We start from the raw sequence: 26,632 nt of genomic DNA, 5'->3' as shown, positions 1-26,632 counted from the left end.
CCCGATATATTATAGATATATCGATAGTATATCGGAAGTACATCGAATAGAAATAGGACTAAATAAAAAGGAGTTACCTATGAAAAATTTTGGAATGAATCAAGGGCCATGGTTTGGCCAATCAAGAGAATTCCACCATACATCCAGGGGTCAGCAAGTCCCGTATGGTGAAGGCCCGGCGCAGTTTGAGCACCGTGGGCATCGTGAGCGCTGGGGAGAGCCTTCAGCCGAGTTTGGACATCATGAGCATCGTGAGCACCGTGGACCACGTGGTCGCCGGGGAGATGGCTTTGGCTTTGGTGAATTTGGGCCGCGTGAGCATCGTGGTCCGCATGGAGAGGGTCATGGTGGACCTGAGCACCGTGGGCCGCGTGGTCGTCGTGGTGAGCGTGGTGGTCCACGTATAGGACGTGGAGATGTCCGTTCGGCGACTTTGCTGTTGCTGGCCGAGAATCCATCCCATGGGTATCAGATTATTCAGCAGGTGGGTGAGCGCAGTGGCGGACTCTGGCAACCCAGCCCCGGCTCTGTCTATCCAGCCCTGCAAATGTTGGAAGATGAAGGCCTGATCAAGGCTGAAGAGCAGGAAGGTCGCCGTGTGTTCCAGTTGACCGAGGCCGGACAGGCCTATGTGGCAGAGCATAAAGATGAGCTCTCTACGGTCTGGAAATCCGTCACGGATACGGTCGATAATAGCCAGCTGGAGCTGCAAGATCTCTTTCACCAGCTTGGAAAAGCGGTCAGAACTGTAGCCCAGGAAGGCACCCCGACCCAGATTGCGGCTGCGCGTGAATTATTGGGCAATACGCGCCGACAACTATACCTGATCCTGGCCAGTGAAGACACAACCACTCAGGACTAAGCATTCTGGACAGCTATGATCTTTTAAGGATATGTATATGGACAGGATGAAATTATTCTTGTGTGGTGCAAAAAGTGAGTGTGGTGCAAAAGTGCGCACAGCGCACTTTTGCACCACACTCACTTTTTGCACCACACAAGAAATAAAAAGTTCGGGCGCGTCAGCGCACGTTCGCACAAGGGCTGGCCCCTTGCTTAATCCTTCAGAAATGAGCACTTACGAGACTTTCGTCATCTTCCCTTTATCGGTTGCGCTGGCGTTGGCCTTAGCTTCCGCCCGGTTGCTGGCCATCTCTTCGACCGTCTTTACCTGCAGGCGAGCAGCCCCCTCGGTCTCGATGGTTTTTACACGTGTGCCGTTCTGTACGGCGGCCTCAAGGCGAGCCCTGGCCTGAGGAATGGCTGCGCTATATTGTGGGAGCCATTCTGCCTGCGCGACCAGCATCTCATCGGTTAGCTGCCAGACCTCCTCAGGATTACAGACCGCCCCTACCAGGGGATCATGCAGCATGGCCTGTTTGAGTAATGTGACATCGCCATGGACGGCGGCCTCCATTCCCATCTGTTGTACACGCACGCTGGCCGAACAGGTCGCGGCACAGGCCAACGGTAGATCTCCAACGACCGGCATATTGATGCCATTTTTATCAACATAACCAGGAATCTCGATCACGCAGCCATTGGGCAGATTGGTAATGTGATTCTGGTTAACGATATTGAAGTGTCCCCGATAGAGTCGACCGGTCTCCAGGGCCTCGATGATATATGAGCCATGTTCTTCACTGCGCCTGGTGGCACTGATTGGTTGTGGCTCTTCTTTTAGCCAGTTAGGAAAATCGGTCTCAAACCAGTTGCGCCCCTCAGTACATACCCTCAGATAGCCTCCCGTTTCGCCATTGATCCAGTTGGAGAGATCGATCCATTGGGAAATTTCATTCACGCGTTTGCGGTACCAGGGCAGGTATTCGCTCAAGTGGCCATTTGATTCTGTGCTATAGTAGCCGAAGCGGCGTAGGACGTCGATGCGCACCTTTTCTGTTTGAGGAAAGGTGGGGTGGGCTTCAAATAATTCTAGCAGTCGTGGTAGCATATCCATGCCGCGCCACTGTACTTTGATGAACCAGGTCTGGTGGTTAATGCCAGCGGCGATTACATCGACATCGCGCCGGTGTAAATGTTCATCCGCTTTGAGCAGTCCCTCTTTCTGTGCCCATAGTTCGATACATTTGGTGATCTGCCAGTGTGCCCCCTGAACACCATGACAGAGACCAATCGTATTTACTCCCCCATATTGATTACAGGCCCAGACATTCATGGCCATGGGATTGGAATAATTGAGAAATAAGGCCCCTGGTTTAGCCAGCTCGCGAATATCGGTGCAGAAATCTAGCAGCGCAGGAATTGTGCGCTGGGCATACATCAAGCCACCCGCGCACAGCGTGTCACCGACACACTGGTCAACGCCATACTTCAATGGGATATCGATATCCGTCTGAAAGGCTGCCAGCCCGCCCTGGCGGATAGTGCTGATGACATAGTCACTCTCGGCGATCGCGGCACGCCGATCAGTGGTCGCAACGATCTTCGCTGGCAGCTTGCTGGCTTTGATCTCACGCTCACAGAGCTGCTGAACCATTTCCAGATTTTGGGCAGAAATATCACTAAAGGCGAATGTAGTGTCCGCCAGCTCTGGTACCGCCAAAATATCTCGTAACAATGTGCGTGTAAAACCAATCGAGCCAGCGCCAATCATTGCAATTTTAATAGCCACGTTATGCTTCTCCTTTGAATCGAGTTGGCTGAGGATTTGAGATGATTGTAAAAATGTAACATTAGCAATCAGTTTTAGTAGTTGAATGGATCTATTGAGACAATAGTAACTTCTATATGTGGCTTCTGTCAATGCCTGATATTTGACAAATATGGTTGAGTTATGCAATAGTAGTAGCATCTGTAATGTTACATATGTACATGAACGATCTGGTAGTGCTACCAGATGTCCAGCATCCAGTCTAAAATCGCATAGGGAGTAATATTTCCGCATGGTTACGAGTGAGCAGGTGGCCCGGCTGGCAGGCGTTTCGCGCGCAACGGTATCTCGCGTTCTCAATGGTTCGCCTAATGTTAGCGAGGAAACAAAGAAACGTATTTATGCCGCGATTGCTACGCTTGGGTATGGTACCAATATTTTTACGAAGGCGGTGCCCCAGGATCGTTCGCGCATGATTGCGCTGGCTATGTTTGATGGCGAAGGTGGCTTAAATTTTTCACAACTCGCTATGACCCAGTGCCATTTTTATCTGGAATTGTTACGTTTTATTGAGCAGGCGGTTGCTGAAGCCGGCTATGATCTATTTCTGCCTGCCCGTCCTTATAGCACCTTTGATGCGGGTGGAGATCCTACCTTGAACTATGTTCTATCCTTACAGGCCAGGGGCGTAGAGGGTGTGATTACGCTGGCTCTGGGGACGGATGATCCTCGCATTCAAGGTTTATGCAATTCATCGATGCCCGCGGTTTTTATCGACAATCTTTTTCAAGGTAGCCATGCCACCTATGCGAAATCAGATTATAAGGGTGGCGCTGTGCAGGCGGCCGAGCATCTTTTACAGCTTGGACATCGGCGCATCGCTTTTTTTCCAGGATCGCTCTTTTCGATTACTGGAACCGAGCGTTTTATGGGTCATCAACAGGCAATGGCCAGTGCTGGACTCTCTATTGAACAGCAACTGGTCTGCCAATCGGGTTGGGAGACCCAGGACGCCTATCATGCGGCGTTGGCCCTATTACGTGAACGACGCGACTTCACCGCTATTGTGGCTAACAGCGATATGATCGCTTTTGGTATTCTGCGGGCGTTGAAGGAGCACCATATTCGTGTGCCTGAAGATGTTTCTGTCATTGGTTTTGATGATATTGATCGTAGCCAGCACTCCGATCCGCCCCTGACCACGATTAGCCAGGATAAGCAGGCAATTGGCCAAGGGGCCGTGAGCCGCTTACTTCAATTGATGAGTGGAGAAGAGGCTCCTTCACCTTTAGTCGTGCCAACTAAACTTATTGTACGTGCTTCCACCTCAACGGTAAAGCGCCTGTAGAAGGCTACTTACAGTATCTTAGAATGATGACAAATATGCCTATTTGGTCATCCGTTTAGACGGCCAGCCGCCTGGGGAGAACTGCAGCTCCCCCCTACTCCTCGCCCCAATTGCGAAAGGTCGGAGCTACTTTTGCGCAAAATGTTATAACTACCATTCACATCTGCGTGAATGATTTGTCCATCCTTTGCCCGATACCAACTGCGGGCAATGCGCTTGCCCGAAAACACAGCAGGGTTTGTCTGATCTGCGCGGTACGTGGGGATCGGATCGCGGTCAAGGAAACTGGCCTTGCTGGTATAGCTCTCTTCGGCAAGAATGACCCTGATCCCGACCAATTTGGCTTTGTAGGTTAATTGATCGATAAAACGAGCATGTGGGATCTGTACAAAGGATTGATTGTTGCGTTTGCCCATGCTCACTTCCTGCTTCCAGAGCGGATTTTTGCCAATGACAAGCGTTCCAATGCTCTCCTCTACCAACAGATCGATGATGCGACGGCTTGCCGTATGCAGATAGTGCTCCACACGGCGATTGCGCTTCGTCGTTCTGCGATCCAGTTGGCGCGAGGTCAAACGCTTCTCTCGGCTTAAACGGCTTTGGGCTTGGGCGCGTTGTTTGTTGTATCCTTGATTGAGGCTTTTGATCGGTTTGCCGCTGAGCACACGGGGAACAAAACCAGGCTTATTGCTGGTGAGGGCGGCCAGGACATTGACTCCAACATCGATGGCTGCCACCAGGGCAGGGTCGACATCGGCCTGCCCCTGCTCTTCTTGCTGTTCATACACCACTTCAATCATGTATCCATCAGAACAGGGCACAACCCGTACTTGAGCAATTTGCCAGAATTCGGCGACGCAGGTGTCAATCTCGATGGGCAATCCTGAAGGGATGAGCTTGGCGGTTTTCTTGAACGCACGCTTGCCGAGTGCCTGCTTGTCGTAGATGAGGATATTACGGCCCTTGATCTTGTCTTTGTATTTGGGCAGCGTTGGGCGTCCAGTGAAGCGGGAGGGATCTTCCTGGTACGCTTTCTTCGCTTCAAAGAAAGAGATCCAGTTCTTATGAAGTAAGATCAAAATGGAATTGGCCACCTTGGCGGGAAGGGCCTTGTAGCATTCCATGCCCTTGACCCGATGAAACACCTCGACATACGACAGATACTTGTCTTCCTGAGTGTAGGTCTGTCGTATCTGATAGTTGGCCTGATTGTACAGGTTTTTCGAAGCGAACGCAGCAGTATCGAGAACCGCAAAGCGAGGATCATCTTGTTTGACCAGGTGTCGCTCAACCAGGTGCATCCTCTGCCTCCAATTCTTTCACAATCTTTTCGGTTTTCCGTTTCGCTCGACGTTGCCCATACAACCGGGCCATGAAGCTATAGAGAATGCTTGTCAGATCCGCCAGCAGGTCCTCCTGATTGTTTTCCGCCACATTGACCACTTCAAAGCCCCTGCCTTGCAATTCCAAGAGCGTCTCGAGATACCGGAACCCGAAGCGCGTTGCACGATCCTTCTGCTCCACCACAATCGTCGTCATCGTCACATCTCGCAACAGGGCCAGAAACTTCGGTCGAGCATCATTGACCCCGGAAGCAATTTCTGTGACGACCGTGGTGATCTGATAGCCTTTGGCCGCACAATAGGTTTCGAGTCGTTCGACTTGCCGTTCCAGATTGGGCTGGTGCTCCCGTGAAGAGACTCGCGCGTAAATCGCAACTCGCCGAGCGCGGCTTGCCTCTTCTGGTTTCCCCTCTTCGACGATGATGGTTCCGGTTTCGGCCTGGTACCCTTTGATCTGCCCAGCTTTCCACCATCTGAGGGCTGTACGATAACTGATCCCTTGTGCCTTCGCGTACTGGCTCAACTTCATGTTTATGAGTCTAGCACAAAACGATCTTGTTGTCACTATTTGTCATGGTTCTTAGTAACTAGTCTGCTACACCGAATCCACATGGTAACGCCTTGATCAACCTGATCGCGGCTGGCTCTATCCTCTACTTCCTACTGTTGTAGATGAAAGAACAGCCTCTCTAGAGAAGCCTGATCAGTGTTCCTGGCTTGTATGAGCGATCGGATCATGCTCTCTTCTTGTCGCCTCTTGTTTGATCGGTTCTCCAGGGAGGGGTGTGGACAGGACAATGGATGTGGTGACAGGCCCTGTTCTCATGAGTTGATTGAGGACCTGTTCCAAATGGGCGATCGATGTGACGACCAGCTTCAAGAGAAAACTCTCATTCCCTGTGACACGGTGACATTCCAGTAGCTCGGGGAGATCCGTCATGAGGGCACGCAGACTGGCCTCCGTCTGGGGTGTCGTGGTAATGCGGATAAATGCCATCATGGGCAAGCCAACCTTTGCCGTATCGACGTGGGCTCCATAGCCAGTAATCACCCCCGCATCTTCCAGTTTGCGCACTCGTTCAGCGACAGCAGGGGTGGAGAGTCCCACCCGTCGACCTAATTCAGGAAAGGAAAGCCGGGCGTCCTTTTGCAACTCCCGCAGAATACTCCACCCTGTCTCATCCAGGAGACGATCATCTTTGAAAGTCATTGTACTATTTCCTTTCAAGTTTGAAAGAAGTATAGCATATCACTTTTGAAAATGCATGTACTGGAGATTTTCTTCCTGCTATACTCTATAAAAACAAGTAGATCTTTCAAGGAGATTTCATGACCAAAAACTTTTCGGAACAGGAAGTTCTCACTTTCGCGCGTCTTGCCTATCGAGAAGGAAGTGCGACCTTTGGAGTGGAACGAGACCACTGCGCCTTGCTTGTGATCGATATGCAGGATGAATTTGTAAGACCTCACTCCACCCCTTTCTGGGTTCCAGAAGCAACGAGGCTTGTCCCGCGCATCAAGCAACTGATTGAAGCATGCCGCACAAAGAGCGTTCCAGTCATTTATACGGCCTTTGCCAGAACCCATCAGTATCTGGATCGTCCCCTGAGCGGGCCACTCATGCCCAATCGCTATACCGAAGAGGACGCTGCCTGGTTTCGCGATGGCACCATCTGGCATGAATTGGCGCCTTTAGAAAACGAGATTGTGCTCTACAAGCCGTCGTATGGCGCTTTTTATGATACACCCCTGGAAACCATTCTCAAGAACTTGCACAAGGATACCGTGATCATCTGTGGTACTCTCACCAATTTCTGTTGTGGAACCACCGCTCGGCAAGCATATGAACGCGGCTTTAAGGTCATCATCGGCGGCGACATCACCGCCACCGATGATCCTGCGATGCAGGAGCCCGAATTACAGGTGCTCAGGAAAGGCTTTGCGAAAGTCCTCTCTCTGAGCGAGATCCTCGAAGATCTCGCAGGCTAGAGAAGCGTCTTGCCAATACAACCTTTGTCTCGGATGCAGAAGTCGCAAAGGTCCGCTGCTTTGTCGGAATATGTCTGGCTTCCAATCAGGTGCGGGCGTGACTGTGCTCGCCCGTATGTGGCCGCCCGTAAGGGGGTGACACTCTTCCCATAAATATGAGAGTCAGTGGTATTGTGACTACCGGCTTAAAAGGATAGAATAAATAAAGAAGATTGAATGCGAGAAGTGCAGGCGCCCCGCGATCAAGTGGGTAGCCCGACCAGACTTTCCTGAGGGGGTGATTGTATCCCAATCCCCCTCTCGCTGCAGGCAGAAGATGAGGAATGCGATTGCGCAAGCAAGCAAGACTTTGTATTAAAATTGGTATAATAATTATTCTATTGCTTATCCTGGAAGCCACGGTCACCCAGGAATGGTCTATTAATGATGTTGTACGCCTCGTGCGAGGTGCGCAAGAGGTCAGCTTATCCTTGACAGGCGATGATTCTTTCTTCTTTCAAGTATCGCCACCGTGGGGGAAAGCCGTTTTGGATGGGAAGCCAGTGGAGCACCTGCCGCTCTCAACAAATGATACTCCCATCAGTCTTGCTCCAGGACAGCATACCTTGCAATGGAATGCTGAACCTTTTCCTACGCAGAGCTGTAAATTCACTGTACCTGTGAGCTCGTCTCCGCAGCAAAATTGTGTGTTAACACAGATCGCCGATAGCTCGCGCGCGGATACTATTTATATGGTAAGTTTTCCGGACCGCTTATCGCTGAAATCATTGGCCCCTGAACAGCAGTCCGCACTCTTGCAGGCCATACAGTCCTATCTGGATACTTTTCAGGCGCACGAAACCGTTCAGCCAGGGGAACCATTCCGCTATAATGCCACCTCACCAATTCAGACCGCGGCGCATCCTTTAGCCGCTACCCTGCGTTTTTTATTGGATACCGATGTGAACATGCCAACGGACTGCCAGGGTCCTCTAATTGGTGTGCATTGTCAGGATGGTCAGGGCAGCGACTGTCGTTTAATTTGCACCCGCTTTTTTCCTCAACCGGACACATTGAATGGTATACCAGCGTGGGATGTGTTTGTCATTACGCGTCCAACCTGGACATATCGCGCTGTCAATGCCCCTGACGCAGCTAAGGATAGCTTAGAAGGCCAGGCCGGCGATCAACAATATACTTTTTTGCAGATCTTTTGGATTCAGCATACCTGGCACGTGCTGGTCCATAAAGCCGGGGACAGCTCTTTTGATGATCCTAACTGTACACTGATGATTAGTAATATTCTTGCTATCTCAACCAATACTGCTATCCAGAATCCGTCATTTACTTCCAACCAGAACAGGGCTCTGGGATGTTTGGCCACTATTGGTGTAAAAGAAGCCCACTCCCAGCCGAGCAATGCCTATTTCCTCTGGCGTTTCGGTGTGTTTACGGCCGTCAATCCTGCAGCCCACCAGCTTCAACCCCAACTGCCCATCACAGATCCCCGCCTACAACCAGTGATTCAGGAAATTCAACGCCACCCCGCCATCATCTCATAGGTTGTGCTCAATTTTTATATCCTTCGAGTCTCTGAGTGTCTGTTTTCTACCCATCCACCCATTTCATTATGCATTTTTTGTAACACCTTAAAGTGTATGAATCTTTAGCTTAATGAGAAACTACTTTCTTTATTATAAGATACTAAAACTATTATAGATGAATTGGGAGCAGAATATTTTTATATAGCACTATACAGACTTTAAGTGATAATAAGTCGTAAATAAAGGCAATTTTCATTGATTATGGCGGGATAAGATGCGGGTGCTTGACTTTTTACTGATTTGAATGTATAAATTTATTCAAGGTTAAGAAAGTACTTTCCTGATCCGGCTGACTTATTTTGAGCCTATATCTGTATGGTTTGAAGGGAATCAAACTATGCAGATCCTGCGCAACGTCTGCACACCAGGTTTTTATATTGTGTACAAAGGAGTAGACCCATGTCATCAAAGCTCTCTTTACCTGATTCAGAAACAATTAATTTGGAAAGCTCGGGAAAATCACCTTTTCTTTCTGGCAGTACTACCCGACGTCAGTTCTTGGTGCGGGCGGCAGGAACCGCTGCCGCAACGACTGGTATGTCTGCCCTGGCGGCGGCTCTTAGTGGATGTGGAACACCTAATGTCAACACAGGCAAAGGACAAGCCGTCCTTAACTTTTACCATGAAAGTACCCCAGGTGAGGTATTAACCTACAAGAAAATTATTGCTAAATTTGAGGCGGCCAATCCGAATATCAAGATCCAATTGCAAAGCGGGAACAATGGCGCTCACCTGCAAAAGTTTAATACGCAGCTGGCAGGAGGCTCCCCTCCTGATATCACACGTATGTGGGAGATTGATTACGGTGGCTATGCCAAAAAGGGTGTTTTCCTGGACCTGAACACCTTTATTGATAAAGATAATCAGTTCGCTGAAAAAGTGAAGCCTGATATCTATCCTGACCTGGCTAAATTATTTACCTGGGAAAACAAATTTTACGTTATGCCAGATCAGTTGACGACGGTGGCGCTCTTTTATAACAAGGATCATGTGCGTGAAGCGGGTCTGACTATGCCGAGTTCCTGGACGGATACCAGCTGGACCTGGGATAAGTTTACGGATTATGCTGGTAAGTTGGGTCAAACCTCGGCTGGTCGTACCACCCGTTATGGATATGCGGAGGCCTGGAACTTTGCGTTTAGCGCAACCTGTGCGGTCGCCGTCGCTAATGGCGGCCATTGGTTTGGTGATAAGGCTATCAACCCGGGTGATACCGATAGCAATCTCTCAGATCCCAAAGTTGCGCAGGCTATTCAATGGTATGCCGATCTGTCAAATGTGAAAAAGGTGGCTGCCGCCGAAAAGTCATTGCAGTCTCAGAGCGGCTATCAACTTTTCCAGACTGGTAAGGCATCGATGTGTATCGTTGGTCACTGGTTCTATGACGCATTTTCACAGACATCGGGACTTAATTTTGATATTGCTCCAGTGCCCGTTGGTCCTTCGGGTTCACGCTCTGGTACAAACCTTGAGGGGACAGGTATATCGATTGTTGCCCGATCCCAGTATCCTGATGAGGCCTGGCGCTTTGTGAAATATTGGGGCGGTCCCGAGGCGAATCTTGAGCGCTTGAACTGGCTACCGACCCTGAAGAGTGTTGGTTCCTCTGCTGAGTTTAAAAAGGCCAATGCTGCCCTGGATCATGCGACTCTCTTTACGGAAGCCCTGGAAGTCGGCGCTGCCGCTGCTGAACCGGTGAGCCGTGCCTGGCCCAACTTCTCTACTGACTGGTTGACTATTTTGGACGATATCTGGAATGGCAAGAAATCCGCTGCTGACCTGAAGGCATTGGATAGTAAGGTTAATAAGGCTATTCAAGCTTATGGTTAGTTGACTTTAAGAGCTGTTGTACGAATATTGCGCTCAGCTACTCTTTCTTCTCTCAGAGAGGATAGGGTGTGATGCGCGCAATGTTGGTTTTGTTAGAAAGGGCGATCTATGGCGTTTGCTGCATCCACGTCCACGAAGGGTCTTGGACAGGATAGAAGAGGAAAGCGGAAGCGTAGTCATTTACGGGCTTACCCTGGTTCATATCTTTTCATTTTGCCTAGTTTCATTGGTGTGCTGATATTTACGGCCTTCCCGGTGCTGTTTGCGTTTTATATGAGCTTGCATAACTGGGATGGCATCTCTGATCCCAGCTTTAATGGCCTGGGTAATTATCTGGATTTCCTGACGGACGATTTGTTCTGGACGGCGATACGCAATACTTTAATCTACACCCTGGTTACCATGCCAGTGAGTATTCTGGTTAGCCTGGGTGTCGCGGTGTTGCTCAACCAGCGTGTACGAGGACTGGCTTTTTTCCGGACGGCCATGTTTATTCCTGTCGTTACTTCTGCTCTGGCTGTGTCAGTGATCTGGAAATGGATCTACGACTTTGATAATGGTCTGATTAACGATACCCTGCTCTGGCTACATCTGCCACCAATTCCCTGGTTGAGCAGCCCGGTGTGGGCCCTCGTTGGCGTCTGTATTATCGGTGTCTGGCAAAGCTTTGGTTTTTCCGCCATTGTGCTGCTAGCTGCAATTCAGAATATTTCTGAGTCGGTCTTGCAGGCAGCGGTGATCGATGGCGCCAATAGCTGGCAGCGCTTCTGGCGCATCACCTTTCCGCTAATCTCGCCTTCATTACTCTTTGTCTCGATCAATAGTTTTGTCGGTTCCTTCCAGGTTTTCACCCAGGTGTATTACATCACCAATGGTGGTCCAGACTACGGCACTACCGTACTTAATTTCCTGGTCTTCCAGCGCGCATTCAGAGAGAATCGCTTTGGTTCGGCGGCCGCCCTTTCTTATGTGATGTTTGCCATTATTTTTGTGGTAACCATTATTCAATTGCGCCTGAGCCGTAATGCGGTGAATGCTGCCGCTGAGTCGAATATCTAAAGCAGAAGGGAAGGTGAAAAAGTGATATCGCAGGTGAAAAATGCGAACCTTGCGGCAGTGAAGGCCGCAGACAGGATCGATGCTGATTACGGTCAGCAGCGCTTACTGGTGAAAAGGCAGTATCGCATCCGCAACATGTTGCGTCAGATACTAATATATGTGTTGCTTTGTGTGGTGACCTTGATCGTGATCATCCCATTTTTGTGGATGGTATCTACTTCACTCAAGACAACGGTCGAGGCCTCGACCTATCCACCATCGATTCTGCCCAGTGTGCCGCAATGGCATAACTATGCCGATGTTTTTAACGCGGTCCCGTTTTTGACCTATCTACTGAATAGTATCCTCTATGCATCGGCTATAACGATAGGACAACTCTTCTGTTGCTCGTTATCTGCTTATGCGTTTTCGCGCCTGACCTTTCCTGGTCGGAATAAACTATTTATTGTTTACCTGGCTACCATGTTAATTCCTGGTGCAGTGACGCTGGTTCCCAGTTTTATCATGATGAAGACTTTTGGCTGGCTCGATTCATATCTGGCAATCATTGTGCCAGGTATCTTTGGGAGCGCTTTTGGTACCTTTCTGCTGCGCCAATTTATGTATTCGATCCCACGTGAACTGGATGAAGCAGCGACCCTGGACGGCGCCAGCAAGTTCCGTATTTACTGGCAAATCATACTACCGCTCAGTCGATCGGCCTTGACCGTGCTGGCGGTAACAACCATCATGAATGTGTGGAATGATTTTGTCTGGCCATTAGTTATGTTGCAGAGCGATTCCGTCACGCCGTTGACCATGGGCCTCTCGATTTTTACCAGCAATGGAACTGAGCAATTTAATAATGTACCGTTAAATATGGCCGCTTCGACAATGACTGTGGCCCCCTTGATCATTATTTTTCTATTTGCCCAGCGTCATTTTATTCGTGGTATCGCGGTCAGCGGTCTGGGTGGTCGCTAGCAATAATGGACACTGATATAGAAGGTGACTTACGATGGGGGGTGTTTATGTAGAGAAAAATATCTTCAGGGCAATACGTTTCTTTCAGGATTATAAAAATGTGAGGCGATGTTTTCCTTAAATGGTGGTTATGACGGTCTGGTGTCAATTTGCTTGCTGCTTTACAGGGAACATGCTATGCTCTGGTTATTTAGCGAGAAGATCTCTTTTTTACTCCATAACCGATGAGTTGAACACCAATACTATACGGTATAAGAGAGCAAGAAAAGGATAGTGAAGCGGTAATAGCATATGACATCACTAAAACAACAATCCGAAACCGGGCAGACTGCGGATGGACGATCTACTCAGAGTGTTACTATCCATGATGTGGCACGTGCCGCAGGTGTAACCATTAGTACGGTTTCAAAGGCGCTCAATGGGCAGGGGAAATTGCGTGCAGAGACACGTGAGAGGGTACAAGAGGTAGCTCGTAGTCTGGGTTTTCGCCCTAACGATCTTGTCCAGAGCTTGATTCGTGGTTCGACCTCGACGATTGGCTTTATTACTTCTGATAGCGAGGGGCGTTTTAGTATTCCGTTATTATCAGGCATCAATAATGTTCTGATGCAGGAGCAGATATCGGTTTTCCTTTGCGATACAAGCGATGATGTGCAACGAGAACAGCAGCATATCGATTTGTTGCTGGCCAAGCGTGTAGATGGCTTTATCGTCTCTGGCTGGAAGATTGATGCGCGTCCACCCCTCAATGTTGGGAATAATCGCACGCCAATAGTATATGCCTGCGCACAGGTAAAGACGCCAGAAGCACTCTGTTTGATCCCTGATGATGAGCAGGGAGGCCGTATAGCAGTTGAACATCTGCTACAACTGGGACGTCGCTCGATCGCGCACATTACCGGACTCTTCCAGTATGAGTCGGTCCAATCGCGCGAGCGTGGGATGCGCCAGGCATTAGATGCTTATGGAGTACCACATAGTCCCAATAAGGTGCTGTCGGGACCCTGGGGCCAGCGTTGGGGATATGGGGCCGCCAGGCTATTATTGGATGATCCTGAGAATCGTCGCCATCTAGATGCCATTTTCTGTGGCAGTGATCAGATTGCATGTGGAGTGATTGATGCACTACATGAGCGTGGGGTGCGTGTACCCGATGATATAGCTATCGTTGGTTTTGATAACTGGGATATCTTTGCGACCGAGTCTCGTCCAGCTTTGACCAGCGTGAATGTGAATCTGCCCGATCTTGGACGTCAGGCCGCTCAGCGTTTACTGGCTATGATCAAAGGGGGCGAAGAGCAAGAGCGAGGCATTATTCGTTTGCCTTGTAGCCTGGTTGTGCGCGAATCCAGTGGGGCCTCATTGGAGCATCTCAAGGAAAATTAATCCATTAATTTCTCCCCTTCTTCCACCCAGGCAATCTGTTATAAGTGTGTAGATACTGTTATCTGTTGTCTGGAAAGAGAAAATAAAGAATAATGCAAGATTTAAGCTACCATTCTGGTGACCCTATTTTTTCCTTTGGCGATCTAGACTTTAGTATTCAACTTTATACCTTTGAAAATGTATACGCGCTAGATCCTCAGCACTGTCGCCTGCAAGAAGAAGACAGGCAGCTTATTCTAACCTGTAGCCGATTGACCTGGGCTGGTGGACAGGAGTGTGCGGCCGGTGAGGTCCGTGCCTGTATTCATCGCGAAGAAATCGCTACTGATGCAGGGACAAACAGGGTTCAGTATCGCGTTTCTCTAACTGCTTCTCATCATAAGTTGCTCAGAAGTATCAAATTAATCGTTAAAGGTCTGGCAAGAGGAACTTTGCTGACTATGCGTGAGCGGGATGAGACGAGTATTCCTGAAGATGGGATTGTATTGCATTATCCAGAGGGGTGGCGTAACATTAGTACTCCACTGGCAATCTTGAAGAGTTCCACCCATACTGAAGATACCTATCACTATTTCCGTTCACTGGATCAGCGCGTACGGCCGAAAAAATTTGTTTTCTTGCCCTCTGGTGAGCAGGTGGATGTCGAGCTTATTTATGAGAATCTAGCCTCTGAACCTGCTTATACTTTAACTGTTCCTACCTGGGAGATTGGTTCGGGTGTTATGTTGCCTGAACTTTTTCAGGAGCAGGCAGCCTATGTTGAGCAAGCCTATCACCTGGTTCCCTGGGAGCAGCGTTCAGATGTGCCAGCCTGGGCCAGGGATATCGCGCTGGTAGCCACTGTTCATTGTCAGCATTGGTCTGGCTATGTGTTTAATAACTATGCTCAGGTACTGCAGCGTTTACAATGGATGGCGCAATATATCGATCCCCGCCACATTTTGTTATATTTACCAGGTTGGGAAGGTCGTTACTACTGGCAATATGGGGATTATCATGCTGATGAACGTATGGGGGGAGAAGAAGGTTTACGCAAACTGATCGCTGGAGCACATGCGCTGGGAGCGCGTATCATGCTCATGTTTGGTATTAATTTTGCTAATGTGGCCACCGAAAACTTTGAACAATGGGGCGCACCCGCAGCCATGCTTACCGCGGGTGGCTATCCTGCCAGTGGTTCTGTGGACTGGGATGGCAGCCGCCACTATGACCATGGCTGGGGCCGCATTTTGAATCCAGGTGCACCTACCTGGCAAAATAGACTGAGCTCACAGATCAATACTTTGATCGATAACTATGCTTTTGATGGTGTGTTTCTGGATATCTCGGCTATGTGGGCGAATGATCCTCGCTATAGTTCCTATGATGGTATTCGTGAATTGGTGCGCAAAATTCAGCAGGGCCATCCTGATATACTGGTTGCTGGTGAAGGTTGGTATGATGCTATGGGAGCCATTACGCCGTTCATGCAGGCCGGGCATACTGATGGAGTGCACCACTGGCACGACCAGCCAGATGCGGCTTTCTTTAATCGTTATAATCGCCAATTCGCCCATCTTTGTCTGGGTGATCCCGGTCGAGGTAGTACCGGTGTACATGAGCTTGGCTACAATCCCATCCAGCGCACACCAGTGCGTGAAGGGCTGATTCCAACTATTAGTGTCGTTGAAGATACCTTTGCGGTCGCGCCCGAGCAGGTACGTGCTATCCTTGAAGATGCCAATGAATATGCTCGACGTTACCTGCCAACTTTACCGCACTCACTTGAAGCAAGTCCTGCCAATAAATATTAACTATACTATTAATTATTCATGGCTATAGTTTTTTAGAGTACAAAGAGACGAGCAGGCTCGCTTGCAAATACTAGCGAGCCTGCTCGTCTCTTTACTTTTGCTGCTACCAGCCGCCGTGGTGGTGATGGTGACCATGGTGGTGGTGGTGATGTTCACGACCATAGAAATCCCCGCCATAAAAGTCTCGGCGCATATAGGGGCGGCGGAAGAAAAAGGGCCTGCGATATGGGCGATAGTAGCCGTAGCCCATCCAACGTCTGGGTCTGAACAGGCTGCCCAGGGCGGCGAAAAGTATAATCACGAATAGGATCACCAGTAGAAACATTGTAGCCTCCTTGTGTGTGCTGGCTTTTATACCTTAATGCAAGTGCATATCATTCATACTCTTAGTTATATATACGGATATACGTAGAAATGTTGTAAAAATAAAATAGCCATCAGGCAATACCCAATTGGTGGGCCAGTACCACCAGTTGGGCTCGATCGCGGGCACCCAGTTTGGCAAAAATATGGTTGATATGGGTTTTGATGGTGGAGTCGCTGACCGAGAGGGCGGAAGCAATCTCGGTATTGTTATGCCCTTTGACGATCAATTTGACTACATCCAGCTCGCGTGCGGTCAGGCCACTGCTCTCCAATTGTGCTGCGGGAGTGGGAGGCGGTGGAGCAACGGGAGCTGCCAGGCCGGCCAGCAGCTGGGCGGCACTGGCCGCTTGCAGTAATATCTGTCCCCGGGCGACGGTGCGGATGGCGCCACTGACCTCTTCGGCGCTACAATCTTTGAGTAGATAGCCTGCGGCCCCGGCCCGCATACCTTCAATGACCATTTCAGGGGTATCAAAGGTGGTTAACAACAATATGCGTGGCCTGGATGAGCTGGCTTGCTTGCGAATGCGCTCGGTGGCTTCTATACCATCACAGACTGGCATACGTATGTCCATGATTACATCTGGCTCTTTTTCCTGGGCCAGTTGTATGGCCAGCATGCCGTTTTCTGCCTCACCAATGACTTCAATATCGTCTGCATCTTCCAGGATGATGCGCAATCCTTCGCGCATCAGTCGCTGATCATCCACTATGAGCACTCGGATCTGTTGTATGTTCATACTGTTCCTCTTGCTTTTTGTAGGCCGGTAACTATGAATGGGATACGCAGGGTAACTGAGAAGCCTCCCTTATCCAGTGGTCCCGCTTCGACCTCGCCGCCAAGCGCGACCGCGCGTTCGCGCATGCCCCGCAAGCCATGATGACCATACGCATGTAAGTTGTCTGTCTTATGTGCGGGCTCATCGCTGGCTTGGGCTTGTTTCCCCTGACCATCATCGCGTACCTGCAGGGTCAGGGCCGACTCGCGCCAACGTAGTGTGATCCAGATTGTTTGAGCGTGTCCATGGCGGTTGGCATTCGTGAGCATCTCGCGTAAGGCATATTGCAGCGTTTCTTGCTGGACTGTGCTTAGCGCTTCATGGGCGGGTGGCGTACCTTCTTCTGCGAATAAGCAGTGAATCCCGGTGCGCTCACCAAAGGTTGTGGCGGCACTATTCAATTTCAGCGTCAGGCTATCTTGATCAATAGTAGTCGGTACTTCTCTTAATAAGCCCACCACGCGTCGACTTTCCGCGATACTCTCGCGGATCAAGACCGCCATATCTTCCAGCTTGGCTGAGAGGCGATTGGGGTCGCGGGTGGCTAGCTGGCGGGCGGCCTGTACTTGTATGGAGAGAATTGACAGGGTATGCGAGAGGACATCATGGATGTCACGGGCGATGCGCGTGCGCTCGCGCTCGGCGGCCAGTGCTTCTGAGCGGGCCATCTCTGCTCGCAATTGCTGCTGGGTCGCTTGCAGTTTATTGATCAGGAGAAATTCTATGCGCCGTGTCCAGCTTACCCAACTGACACCAATAGCTATGGGGAGTAATATTGCGTTGGGTATCAAATCCTTTACTTGATGTGAGAGTAAGAAGTGGCTTGATCCATTGGTTAATATTAATGCAAGCATACAGCCTGACAGTAGGGGTAAGGACCATTTCAAGGGAAAGCGGTAAAAAGCTATGCTACAGGTCATATATATTCCAAAATATCCCCAGTTACCAGCAAAGGATAGGCTAAGCAGCAGGCTAAGTAGCAGGCACATCCAATAGATAGCAACGATCAGCAGAAACTGTTTGAGCGCACGTGAAATTACCAGTAGCAGGATTATGGTTAGAAAAAGGAATTCTATCGCTATCGTCTGGCTTAGCGAAGAATGTAGCCTGGTCAGAATAATTTGCACAGCCATAAATGCAGCGACGCAGTCAGCGACAATCATTAGACCTCTCATAAAGAATCTCGTCTTGATCACGGTGCGCATATTCCTCCACCCATCTATCCCATCTGCTGGCTCAAACAAGCTGAGGTTTGTTAATATCTTCACATCAAATACACTCTCCTCTTGATATATTCTTTTGCCTCTCTTCTGCTCTAATTATAGTCTGTCTGGCAGGAAAGTTCATCCACTTCAGGGTGGAGAAAATGGGCCCGCAAAGATCAAACCAATATCAACCCTGGCTCCGATGTATTAGCCCCACTATATAGCTATACTTACCCATGTAAGCACGAACTGCTGAAGAAACAAAAATCGAACTAATGAAAGCTGTTGCTAGCGATCTTCATTAATACAGTTGCTAATTGCAATAAGGAGAGCCACAATGTCAACCAATACTTTACCTCTTACTCAAGTTATTGAGAAACAGCAGAATGTTCCATCACAAAAATCTATGTTATTAAAGATGTTGCCAGGTATGTTGATTAATACTGGAGCTCCCTTTCTGATTTATAGTCTGGCTTCATCACATATGTCTACTGTAAATGCTCTGCTATTGGCCAGCGCTGTACCGCTGGTAATGACCACTGTTGAACTGATCAGAAAACGTCGCGTTGACATGATGGGAGTGTTAATTGTACTGGGTTTTGTGTTGACCGCCGCTACCGCCTACATCTTCAATAGTCCAAAGCTTTTGCTCTTGCAATCAACCGTTGTCTCTGGTCTGTTCGGTCTCATCTTTCTGATCTCATTGCTGTTCCAGAAGCCCTTGCTCTTCTATGTGATGCGTTCACTACGCTGCCATAATGATGCCCGGCTGATCGCAAACTTCAATGCCGATTGGGAGTATCCCCAGGCCCGCACTTTCTATCGCGTTCTGACCAGCTTCTGGGGATTTTTGATGGTTGCCCATGTTGCTCTGCAGGTCCTGTTCGTAATGACTCTATCAGTGGCTACTGTGGTGGCGCTCGGATCGATCTTGAATGTGGCTATTATCGGCGGTGGCGCAGCCTTCTCACTGTACTACGCTTACAAAAACCGCTCCGCGCTACAGAAAATCAAACAACAGCGTGGCCAATAATTGCACAATTAGTAACCAGGTTCGTGCGATAGAAGATCCACATTTGATGCTTAAAGGTGTAGCATCAAGTGTGGGTCTTTTCTTTTTGTGTTGTTTTTTAGATGGACGAATTGTGTTGTTTTTTAGATGGACAAAGTCTTTTAAGCTGTTGCAGCGATTTGTTTATAGCTGAAATAGAAATAGAGTATTTTATCTACGCTCTTTTCTTCCTACTACTGATACCATATATTCATCTTTGTTCGTCTAGAGGTTATAATAGAAGAAACGGAATATTAAGAAATTAAGGGTGTATATAGTGTCAGATACGATTTTGCCAGAGCAATCCAGGGTACGCCTGCTGGCGCGCCATGGATCGATAATTGTCTATCATGGGTACTTGCGTGCCTCCGGGCGTGAGATTGTACTTAAAATATGGTTGACCCAATTTATGACACCCTTGCAACTGCAGCAGGTTTATACACTCCTGCGCCAGGAAGTCAGTCTCCTGCAAACGTTAAAACATCCTCATATCCTGACCCTTTGCTGGTGCGCAAAATCTGGCAAGGTTTTGTTTTTGCGAGCAATTATGCACCCGCCGGTTCTTTACAGCAGTTTCTGGCTAAACCCTTACCACAGGCCAGGGCACTGGCTATTATTCGCCAGGTTGGCGAGGCACTTCAGGCTGCCCATAAGCAGGGTATTGTGCATGGAAATCTGATGCCCAACAATATTCTATTTCTGCAGCGCGAAGCGGAAATAGAGGCGCAAGATACTGCTATAATGGATGAGCAACCTGTCACTCCAGCGGCGACTGATCAGGTGGTGATCACCGACTTTTATCTTTCGTCGCTGGCCGCCACACAGACTTTCAATACGGTCAATGAACATCCTCAACTGCGGTTTTATATGGCCCCGGAACAATTCCAGGGTGTGCGCAATGCTTTGACCGATCAATATGCGCTGGCCGCGATCGCCTATGAACTATTCACGGGCGCGACACCCTTCGCTGGCTCTGCGCGTACTACGCTCCAGCATAAGCACGAGGACGCGTTGCCTGCTGCACCTGATAAGCTTAATCCCGCGCTCTCGCCAGCCATCGCGCAGGCTATCGTTAAAGCGCTGGCCAAGAATCCTACCGAGCGTTTTCCTTCTGTACAAGATTTCTTAGCGGCTATGGAGTCCGATCATACGGCTGCCCTGAATGCTGATCCTGATGTAGCCGTTGCTTCAACGAAAAAGATAAAAGCTGCTTTATCGCGAGCACCATTTATCAATGTCAGGCAGTCAGGAAGAGCGGCCAGACAACCGGTGAGGCGTAAACGGTTATTACTCGCCTTGTTGTTATTATTGTTGCTACTGGGTGCGAGTGTTTTCTATGTGTCAGGATTATATCTTCCTTTGCTGAATGGTGTGCTGGCCGCGAGAAGTACACCCACGCCAACGATAGCTTCCAGGTCAACCACAAGCACACAGCAGTCGCGGGCAGGGATCACGGCTACGGCCACGCAGAATAATGTCCGACAGCCAACACCTACAAATGGAGTAACTCCTGCTATTACCGCTACGTCTGCGCCACTACCAACGGCGACGGCAACAACCATCAATGTAAACTTGCAAGTCCAGCCTACGCCGACGCCCACCCCGACACCGCAGGCAGTCGCTACCCCAACGCCTACTCCCAATATTATCTCCCCTCCAGCACCTCCCGGGCAGGGTACCGTGAAGCCCGTACTTGAATGTGTGCAGCTGCAAGGGTCGAGCGGTTACCTGGCTAAGTTTGGCTATCTCAATACCAGCAATAGCAGCATAACTATCCCTCTTGGTACTGATAATATGGTTGTGCCTATGCAGTATAGTAGCTTATTGCCTACGAATTTCGCGCCGGGACGGCAATATGCCACTATACAGATTAACGTCTCCAATAACAATCCGCTGGTCTGGATGCTTGATGGCTCGACTGCGACCGCCAGCCCTTTTTCGCAGCGGTGCTAGCCTGCTATTGTTGGCTGGACGAGTTGGCCGTTTGCTAGCTGCCAGACCTTGCCGCCAATACGCTGCATAAACCAGCGATCGTGGGTAATGGTAATCACTGGTCCAGGAAAATGGATAATGGCATATTCAAACGCTTCAAGTATATCCAGGCTGATGTAGTTGGTTGGCTCATCCAGTAGTAGCACATTGGGATTCTGAGCCATTAGCCGCGCAATCTCAAGCTTGCGCTTTTGGCCCAGGCTAAGTTGCTTTACCTTTTTCTGCATATCCTCAAGCTTGAATAATCCATAGCCAATGAGCCGTGCTGTAAACTCATCTTCATAGCCTATCTGGTCATAGCGATAGGTTTCAATGACCGTCTTCTCTGGATCAAGCAATGGTTCCTGCGGCAGGTAGCCGATACGTGCGCTGGGTGCGAGTTGGACCTCACCAACATCCAGCGCTTCCTGACCCATGATCAACTTGAAAAGCGTGGTTTTGCCAGTCCCGTTGGCTCCGGTCAAGAGAATGCGGGCTTCAGCGCTGATTTCAGCGTTAACTTGTTTTAAAAGTACACGTTCTCCAAAGCGTTTGCCGATATTTGTAAGCCTGAGTACAACTTCAGATTGTATCGTCTGCTCAGGATTAAATTGTGAGTTGACGCGTAAGATTTTGGGTGGTTTAGGAATAGCATCGGCTTCAACTAATTTGAGCTGCATCTCTGCGCTACGGAGCCGACTGGCTGATGAATTTTGCTTGCTCTGCACGTGGCCGTTATAGGCAGTTTTATCGTTGTCGCGAGGTGGACCAAAGCTGGTGCGACTCGCATTCTGCCTGAGTTCCCGAATGCGTTTACGTAGCTGCTGCAGTTCCTCCTGTTGTTGTTGGTAGGTCTCTTCCCATTTGATCCGTTCAATTTTTTTAGCCTGTACATAGGCATCATAATTACCTGTATACATTTTGAGTTGATGCTGATGCTCATCAATTTCAAAGATATGATTGACGGCCCGGTTTAAGAATTGGCGATCATGGGAGACAACCAGTAAAGCGCCATGATAGTCTGCCAGATAATTTTCCAGCCATTCCACGCTGGCGAAATCCAGGTGATTCGTTGGTTCATCCAATAGCAGCACATCGGGGGAGCGCAAGAGCAGTGCGGCCAGTCCCACTCGTGCTTTCTCTCCACCAGAGAGGGTTTGCACTGACTGTGTACGGGGTAGATAATCTATGTGTAAACCGGCCAGCACGCGATCAATGCGATAGTCCAGTTCATAGCCACCTCGCTCTACAAACTGGGTCGAGACCGTATTATATTTTTCAAGCAAGTGATCCAGCTCTTCCTGCTGGCTGGCTTGCGCCATTTGCTGTTCCAACTGGTGCATGTGCACTTCCAACTGGCGCAGGTTGCCAACAGATTCCAGCAGCAGATCGTCAATAGTCTGTCCATAAAAGTCGGGTGTGCTCTGGGCCAGGAAACCATATTCAATGCCATCCGCATAGATAATGTGGCCCTGGTCGGCTTGTTCTTGTCGAGTAAGGATATGTAAAAGGGTAGATTTCCCTACCCCATTGGGGCCGACCAGGCCGATGCGCTCCAGGCGATTGATGACAAAAGAGATATCATTGAGTACGCTAATAGCGCCATATGTTTTTGTAATATTTTTGACTGTTAACAACATAAAACCGCGTCCCTCCACATGCTTTTCGTGCATGTATGCTATTAAAGGCAGAAAATGTGTAGACATAGCTACTCTTATATTCAACTAGCGATCTTGAAGGGTGAGTGTGTGGAGGCACATCGTCACGCGGTAAGCAGTGTGCAAGGTTATGCACGTTGACGCAGGGCTCTGGCTGTGTTGTTTAGGGGGTCAATGACTCATAAGGTATGCAAAAAGATGCCGAGGTAGCAAGCGGAAAAGGAGAAAGCAGTGGAAGGTGAGGTGCTACCTTGCTCATGAGCACAATAACGCAGGCAACAAACAGAACGCGAGCTTCGTCAAAACTGCAAAAAGTAAGAAGTGACGATGCATTATTGCCCGATAATTGTGATCACCAAGGGTCCATTCTCCTATTTGAAGTGTAACACGTATTTTCAATTGCCAGTATAGCGGGTCGAGCTACGCTTGTCAACAGCAAAAATAGCTTTTGATCGCACGTGGCTCCGACGTCCCTGGAACTGCTGACAAACCTGGTTCGATGGCATATACTTAAGTACCCTCACTTATAGGGGTTTGCGTCTTTCTTGATAATAATGAGACATACTCTATGTTTCTGCCAGTTTTTGTCAGTAAAGGATAATTATACGTGGATGAGAAAGATACCAACCGTTTAGAGGCATTTAGTGATGGCGTGTTTGCAGTTGCCATCACCTTGCTGGTTCTGGATATAAAATTCAATCCATTTGATGCTAAAGGTGTGCTGTGGAATGATAGTGCACTTTGGGGTGAAATCTTTAGTCAATGGCCAACGTTGCTGGCCTTTGTAACCAGTTTTTTTACGATCGGTGTTATGTGGCTGAATCACCACCGTGTCTTTAAACATATTAAACACTCAGATACCATGTTGCTCTTCCTCAATATTCTCTTGCTGATGATTATTGTTTTTATCCCGGTCCCTACCTCATTATTGGCCGAGTATGTTATCCATCCTGATTATCATGCCGCTGCTATTTTGTATAGTGCTACATTCTTAGCAATGGCGACGTGTTTTAACATAATCTGGCGTTACGCATCTTACAAGGGGCGTTTGTTGGGTACTAATGTGGATGTAGCGGGTGTCAATAAAATTAGTCGCCAATATGTCTTTGGTCCACTTGTCTATGTGGTTGCTCTAGGTATCGCCTGGTTTAATACTCCTCTGACCATCGTTTTTAGTTTGCTGCTGGCCATATTTTTCGCCTTGCCGGACATCTCATTTCGTCGGCGTGGCGGGGATCAGGATTCTATAAAAGATGAGGAGCCAGCTGAAGAGATGGTGTAATGTAAGTATCCTGCTAGCAATGAAGTGACACGCTTTGTCTTGTGCCTTTCTTATCATATATGATAGAATGAATGAAGTTCATTCAATAACGGAGTTGAGCAAGGACATGGAATCGGATAAACTATCTGATGAATCTCGTTCGAAGCGGGATGCTATTCTGGTGGCTGCACGCACGCTGTTCGCGAAAAAAGGTTATGAAGAGACTACCATTGCGGATATAGCCAGGGAAGCTAATATTGCGGTTGGCACGGTCTATCTCTATTTTCGTAACAAGCGGGATGTGTATATCGGCGTTGCCATCGATATTGAAGAGATGATCGCTGCCACTTTCCGGGACCCTGAATTGCTCAAGTTGCCTTTTGTGCAGATTCCACGGGCTATCGTGGATGGCATTTTTCGTGTGAGCCGCGAGCATATGAATTTGATCTCTTTTTTACAGGTTGATATGCAAACTTCAGAAGAGATGTCGCAGCATAAGCACACAAATGAGCACATCACTTGCTCTCTGGCTAAAATTTTTCAGGGTGCTATCGAGCGCGGAGAATTAGCCCCTTTTAATACCGAAATGTACTCGCAGATACTTAGTTTGCTGGGCGATAATATTATGTATCAGTGTTTCGCGGTCGAAAAAGGTGAGCGCGAAGAACTTTATCATACATATTTTTTAGAGGTCGTTGAGCGCCTATTTTTTGGTCCCTCTTTACGTGACGGCCAGGCTAACTACTCAAAAGATGGTTAAATTCCTCCCCTAAATTTACAACCTTTTCTGGTTCTTTGCGTATTTTTTAGTGAATGAACTTCATTCATTATCAGGACTTCATTCACCATCAAAGGAGTAGAAACATGAGTCAGGTAGATCAGCAGGAGCAGGCCCTTCCTTACGATGCTATTCCCTATGTATCCATGCCCGATGATTATCAATTGCACCTTGGACAATTGCTGGCCGATGCTTATACCAAACACGGACCAATCTTCCGCTCTTCCTTTTTTGATATGCAGGATATCGTCTACATGGTTGGACCGGAGGCGAATCGTTTTGTGCTGGTGAATAGCCGCCAGAAGTTCTCCAATTATGTGGGTTGGGGCACAATCTTTTCTGTGGTCGATATGTTCGGGCGTGGCTTACTGAGCATGGATGGAGCCGAGCACGATCAACAGCGCAAGATCATGAATCCCGCCTTTACGGTTAGCTATATGGATCGTTATCTTCCCTTGATGAACCGGGTGATTCGTGAGCAGGTTGCCACCTGGGCTGAGCGACCCGAGGTTAATATCTATGATGAGGCTCGCAAACTGACCTTTGAGGTCGCGGCTGAGGCCTTAACGAGTTTGAAACCCGGGGCGGAAGTAGACCGTTTCCGCGAGCTCTATATGTCTTTGTTGGAGGCACCTGCCACGATCACTACCCAGGAACAGTTTATACAGCATCTACAGCACACCAATGCCGAGATTGCCCAACTGCTGCATCCCAAAATTGAGGAGCGACGGCGTAATCCTGGTGATGATGTTTTTAGCTTACTGGTCAATGCCCGTGATGCCGCTGGCAATGCCATGAGTGAAGAGCAGATCATCGCGCACGTCAACATCCTCTTGATCGCTGGCCATGAAACCTCGACCAGTCTCAGTGCCTGGCTGCTTTACCTCTTGACGCAGCATCCTGAATACACTCAGCGCATCCTGCAAGAGCAAGAGCAAGTACTGGGACAGAAGGCTGATCCAGGCCTGGAAGATATCAAGCGTATGAAGGTGCTGGATAATGCGCTGGATGAGGCTGAGCGCATGTATGCTCCGGTGCCCAATGGACCTCGTGGTGTCACCGAAGATTTTGTCTTCAATGGCTATCACGTGCCTGCAGGCTCATTCCTATTCTATGGTATTATTGGCTCGCATATGTTACCGCAAATTTTCAAAGATCCCGAGAAATTTGATCCAGATCGTTTTGCGGCGCCGCGCGAAGAGCACAAAAAGAATCCTTATGCCCTGGTTGGCTTCGGTGGTGGGCCGCGAATCTGCATTGGTATCAACTTTGCCCAGGTTGAGATTAAAGCCATGGTTTCTCATATCCTGCGCAACTATAAGCTTGAGCTCATTCCCGATCAGCAAATTATCCAGGCCTATGGTGTTACCGGTCAGCCACTGCATGGCATCTATATGCGCGTGACCAAACAATAAAAAAAGTTATCGTAAGAAAAGAGAACAAGGCGATGTCGATCCCATCGACACCGCCTTGTTCTCTTTTCAGCCCAGGGCTTTTTCATGTGTGGAGTGTGTTTGCTGGGCGGCCGCGGCCGCCCAGCAAACACACTCCACACATGAAAGCATGTCCACCTTCTCGCTTACTCGTGATCTCTGGATGAACATGAAAAAGCCCTGCCAATAGTCGGTAAATAAAAAAATTATAATGTGACATCTGGC

22 protein-coding genes are annotated in these 26,632 nt (G+C 48.9%); 15 read left to right on the top strand and 7 right to left on the bottom strand.

Going from position 1 to position 26,632, the window contains the following annotated elements; genetic code table 11:
- Positions 1–79 precede the first annotated feature (79 nt).
- On the top strand, positions 80–862 hold the full coding sequence (locus tag EL645_RS31545; protein ID WP_161977854.1) for a PadR family transcriptional regulator: 783 nt from the start codon (positions 80–82) through the stop codon (positions 860–862).
- Between the two features lie 216 nt (positions 863–1,078).
- On the opposite strand, the gene EL645_RS31540 is transcribed toward EL645_RS31545, so the two are convergent.
- Positions 1,079–2,632 carry an alpha-glucosidase/alpha-galactosidase gene (locus tag EL645_RS31540; RefSeq protein WP_126556431.1) on the bottom strand — a complete coding sequence of 518 codons (1,554 nt, stop codon included), beginning with the start codon at positions 2,630–2,632 and terminating at the stop codon, positions 1,079–1,081.
- Positions 2,633–2,903: 271 nt separating this feature from the next.
- Here EL645_RS31540 and EL645_RS31535 point away from each other — a divergent pair, with 271 nt between their 5' ends.
- The gene (locus EL645_RS31535) at positions 2,904–3,959 is read left to right on the top strand and encodes a LacI family DNA-binding transcriptional regulator (protein WP_126556428.1); all 1,056 of its coding nucleotides are present in this window, start codon (positions 2,904–2,906) and stop codon (positions 3,957–3,959) included.
- Positions 3,960–4,006: 47 nt separating this feature from the next.
- Here EL645_RS31535 and EL645_RS31530 read toward each other — a convergent pair whose 3' ends face one another.
- The 3 genes from EL645_RS31530 to EL645_RS31520 form a co-directional block, all read right to left on the bottom strand.
- The gene (locus EL645_RS31530; protein ID WP_246035640.1) at positions 4,007–5,260 is read right to left on the bottom strand and encodes an RNA-guided endonuclease InsQ/TnpB family protein; all 1,254 of its coding nucleotides are present in this window, start codon (positions 5,258–5,260) and stop codon (positions 4,007–4,009) included.
- Complete coding sequence (locus EL645_RS31525; RefSeq protein ID WP_126557746.1) at positions 5,247–5,831, bottom strand: IS607 family transposase; 585 nt, start codon at positions 5,829–5,831, stop codon at positions 5,247–5,249. The genes EL645_RS31530 and EL645_RS31525 overlap by 14 nt, the downstream gene beginning before the upstream one ends.
- Before the next feature lie 174 nt (positions 5,832–6,005).
- Positions 6,006–6,512: an Lrp/AsnC family transcriptional regulator gene (locus EL645_RS31520; RefSeq protein WP_126556426.1), complete on the bottom strand. Its 507-nt coding sequence runs from the start codon at positions 6,510–6,512 to the stop codon at positions 6,006–6,008.
- A 119-nt stretch (positions 6,513–6,631) separates the two neighbouring features.
- On the opposite strand from EL645_RS31520, the gene EL645_RS31515 reads away from it, so the two are divergent.
- The 8 genes from EL645_RS31515 (at position 6,632) to EL645_RS31480 (ending at position 16,212) form a co-directional block, all read left to right on the top strand.
- Positions 6,632–7,291: a cysteine hydrolase family protein gene (locus EL645_RS31515; protein WP_126556424.1), complete on the top strand. Its 660-nt coding sequence runs from the start codon at positions 6,632–6,634 to the stop codon at positions 7,289–7,291.
- Positions 7,292–7,620: 329 nt separating this feature from the next.
- Positions 7,621–8,832: a hypothetical protein gene (locus tag EL645_RS31510; RefSeq protein WP_126556422.1), complete on the top strand. Its 1,212-nt coding sequence runs from the start codon at positions 7,621–7,623 to the stop codon at positions 8,830–8,832.
- Positions 8,833–9,273: 441 nt separating this feature from the next.
- Positions 9,274–10,704: an ABC transporter substrate-binding protein gene (locus EL645_RS31505; protein ID WP_126556421.1), complete on the top strand. Its 1,431-nt coding sequence runs from the start codon at positions 9,274–9,276 to the stop codon at positions 10,702–10,704.
- Between the two features lie 108 nt (positions 10,705–10,812).
- The gene (locus EL645_RS31500) at positions 10,813–11,763 is read left to right on the top strand and encodes a carbohydrate ABC transporter permease (protein ID WP_126556419.1); all 951 of its coding nucleotides are present in this window, start codon (positions 10,813–10,815) and stop codon (positions 11,761–11,763) included.
- Between the two features lie 33 nt (positions 11,764–11,796).
- Positions 11,797–12,726 carry a carbohydrate ABC transporter permease gene (locus EL645_RS31495; RefSeq protein WP_218032154.1) on the top strand — a complete coding sequence of 310 codons (930 nt, stop codon included), beginning with the start codon at positions 11,797–11,799 and terminating at the stop codon, positions 12,724–12,726.
- 291 nt (positions 12,727–13,017) lie between these two features.
- Positions 13,018–14,112: a LacI family DNA-binding transcriptional regulator gene (locus EL645_RS31490; protein WP_126556417.1), complete on the top strand. Its 1,095-nt coding sequence runs from the start codon at positions 13,018–13,020 to the stop codon at positions 14,110–14,112.
- Positions 14,113–14,204: 92 nt separating this feature from the next.
- Positions 14,205–15,905 (top strand): alpha-amylase family protein, encoded by a 1,701-nt coding sequence (locus EL645_RS31485; RefSeq protein ID WP_126556415.1) that lies wholly within the window; start codon positions 14,205–14,207, stop codon positions 15,903–15,905.
- A gap of 61 nt (positions 15,906–15,966) precedes the next feature.
- On the top strand, positions 15,967–16,212 hold the full coding sequence (locus EL645_RS31480; RefSeq protein WP_126556413.1) for a hypothetical protein: 246 nt from the start codon (positions 15,967–15,969) through the stop codon (positions 16,210–16,212).
- A gap of 130 nt (positions 16,213–16,342) precedes the next feature.
- On the opposite strand, the gene EL645_RS31475 is transcribed toward EL645_RS31480, so the two are convergent.
- The gene (locus EL645_RS31475) at positions 16,343–17,011 is read right to left on the bottom strand and encodes a response regulator transcription factor (RefSeq protein WP_126556411.1); all 669 of its coding nucleotides are present in this window, start codon (positions 17,009–17,011) and stop codon (positions 16,343–16,345) included.
- Positions 17,008–18,318, bottom strand: coding sequence for a sensor histidine kinase (locus EL645_RS31470; RefSeq protein WP_126556410.1), 1,311 nt, complete (start codon positions 18,316–18,318; stop codon positions 17,008–17,010). The genes EL645_RS31475 and EL645_RS31470 overlap by 4 nt, the downstream gene beginning before the upstream one ends.
- A gap of 274 nt (positions 18,319–18,592) precedes the next feature.
- Between EL645_RS31470 and EL645_RS31465 the strand changes: the two genes are divergently transcribed.
- Both EL645_RS31465 and EL645_RS31460 read left to right on the top strand, forming a co-directional pair.
- Positions 18,593–19,288, top strand: coding sequence for a VC0807 family protein (locus EL645_RS31465; RefSeq protein ID WP_126556408.1), 696 nt, complete (start codon positions 18,593–18,595; stop codon positions 19,286–19,288).
- Between the two features lie 411 nt (positions 19,289–19,699).
- Positions 19,700–21,259 (top strand): serine/threonine-protein kinase, encoded by a 1,560-nt coding sequence (locus tag EL645_RS31460; protein ID WP_126556407.1) that lies wholly within the window; start codon positions 19,700–19,702, stop codon positions 21,257–21,259.
- Here EL645_RS31460 and abc-f read toward each other — a convergent pair.
- A complete protein-coding gene (gene abc-f, locus EL645_RS31455) occupies positions 21,256–22,917 on the bottom strand; it encodes a ribosomal protection-like ABC-F family protein (RefSeq protein ID WP_126556405.1) in 1,662 nt (553 codons plus the stop codon). The two genes, EL645_RS31460 and abc-f, sit on opposite strands and share 4 nt — an antisense overlap.
- 625 nt (positions 22,918–23,542) lie before the next feature.
- On the opposite strand from abc-f, the gene EL645_RS31450 reads away from it, so the two are divergent.
- The 3 genes from EL645_RS31450 (at position 23,543) to EL645_RS31440 (ending at position 26,389) form a co-directional block, all read left to right on the top strand.
- Complete coding sequence (locus EL645_RS31450; protein ID WP_126556403.1) at positions 23,543–24,217, top strand: TMEM175 family protein; 675 nt, start codon at positions 23,543–23,545, stop codon at positions 24,215–24,217.
- Between the two features lie 106 nt (positions 24,218–24,323).
- Positions 24,324–24,956, top strand: coding sequence for a TetR/AcrR family transcriptional regulator (locus EL645_RS31445; protein WP_161977853.1), 633 nt, complete (start codon positions 24,324–24,326; stop codon positions 24,954–24,956).
- 104 nt (positions 24,957–25,060) lie between these two features.
- The gene (locus EL645_RS31440) at positions 25,061–26,389 is read left to right on the top strand and encodes a cytochrome P450 (RefSeq protein ID WP_161977852.1); all 1,329 of its coding nucleotides are present in this window, start codon (positions 25,061–25,063) and stop codon (positions 26,387–26,389) included.
- The last annotated feature ends 243 nt before the right edge of the window (positions 26,390–26,632 follow it).

The sequence above is a fragment of the Dictyobacter kobayashii genome (genome assembly GCF_003967555.1).
Lineage (GTDB): Bacteria > Chloroflexota > Ktedonobacteria > Ktedonobacterales > Ktedonobacteraceae > Dictyobacter > Dictyobacter kobayashii.
Note: the sequence above shows the minus strand (reverse complement) of the source record. Positions and strands in the feature narration are given on the sequence as shown.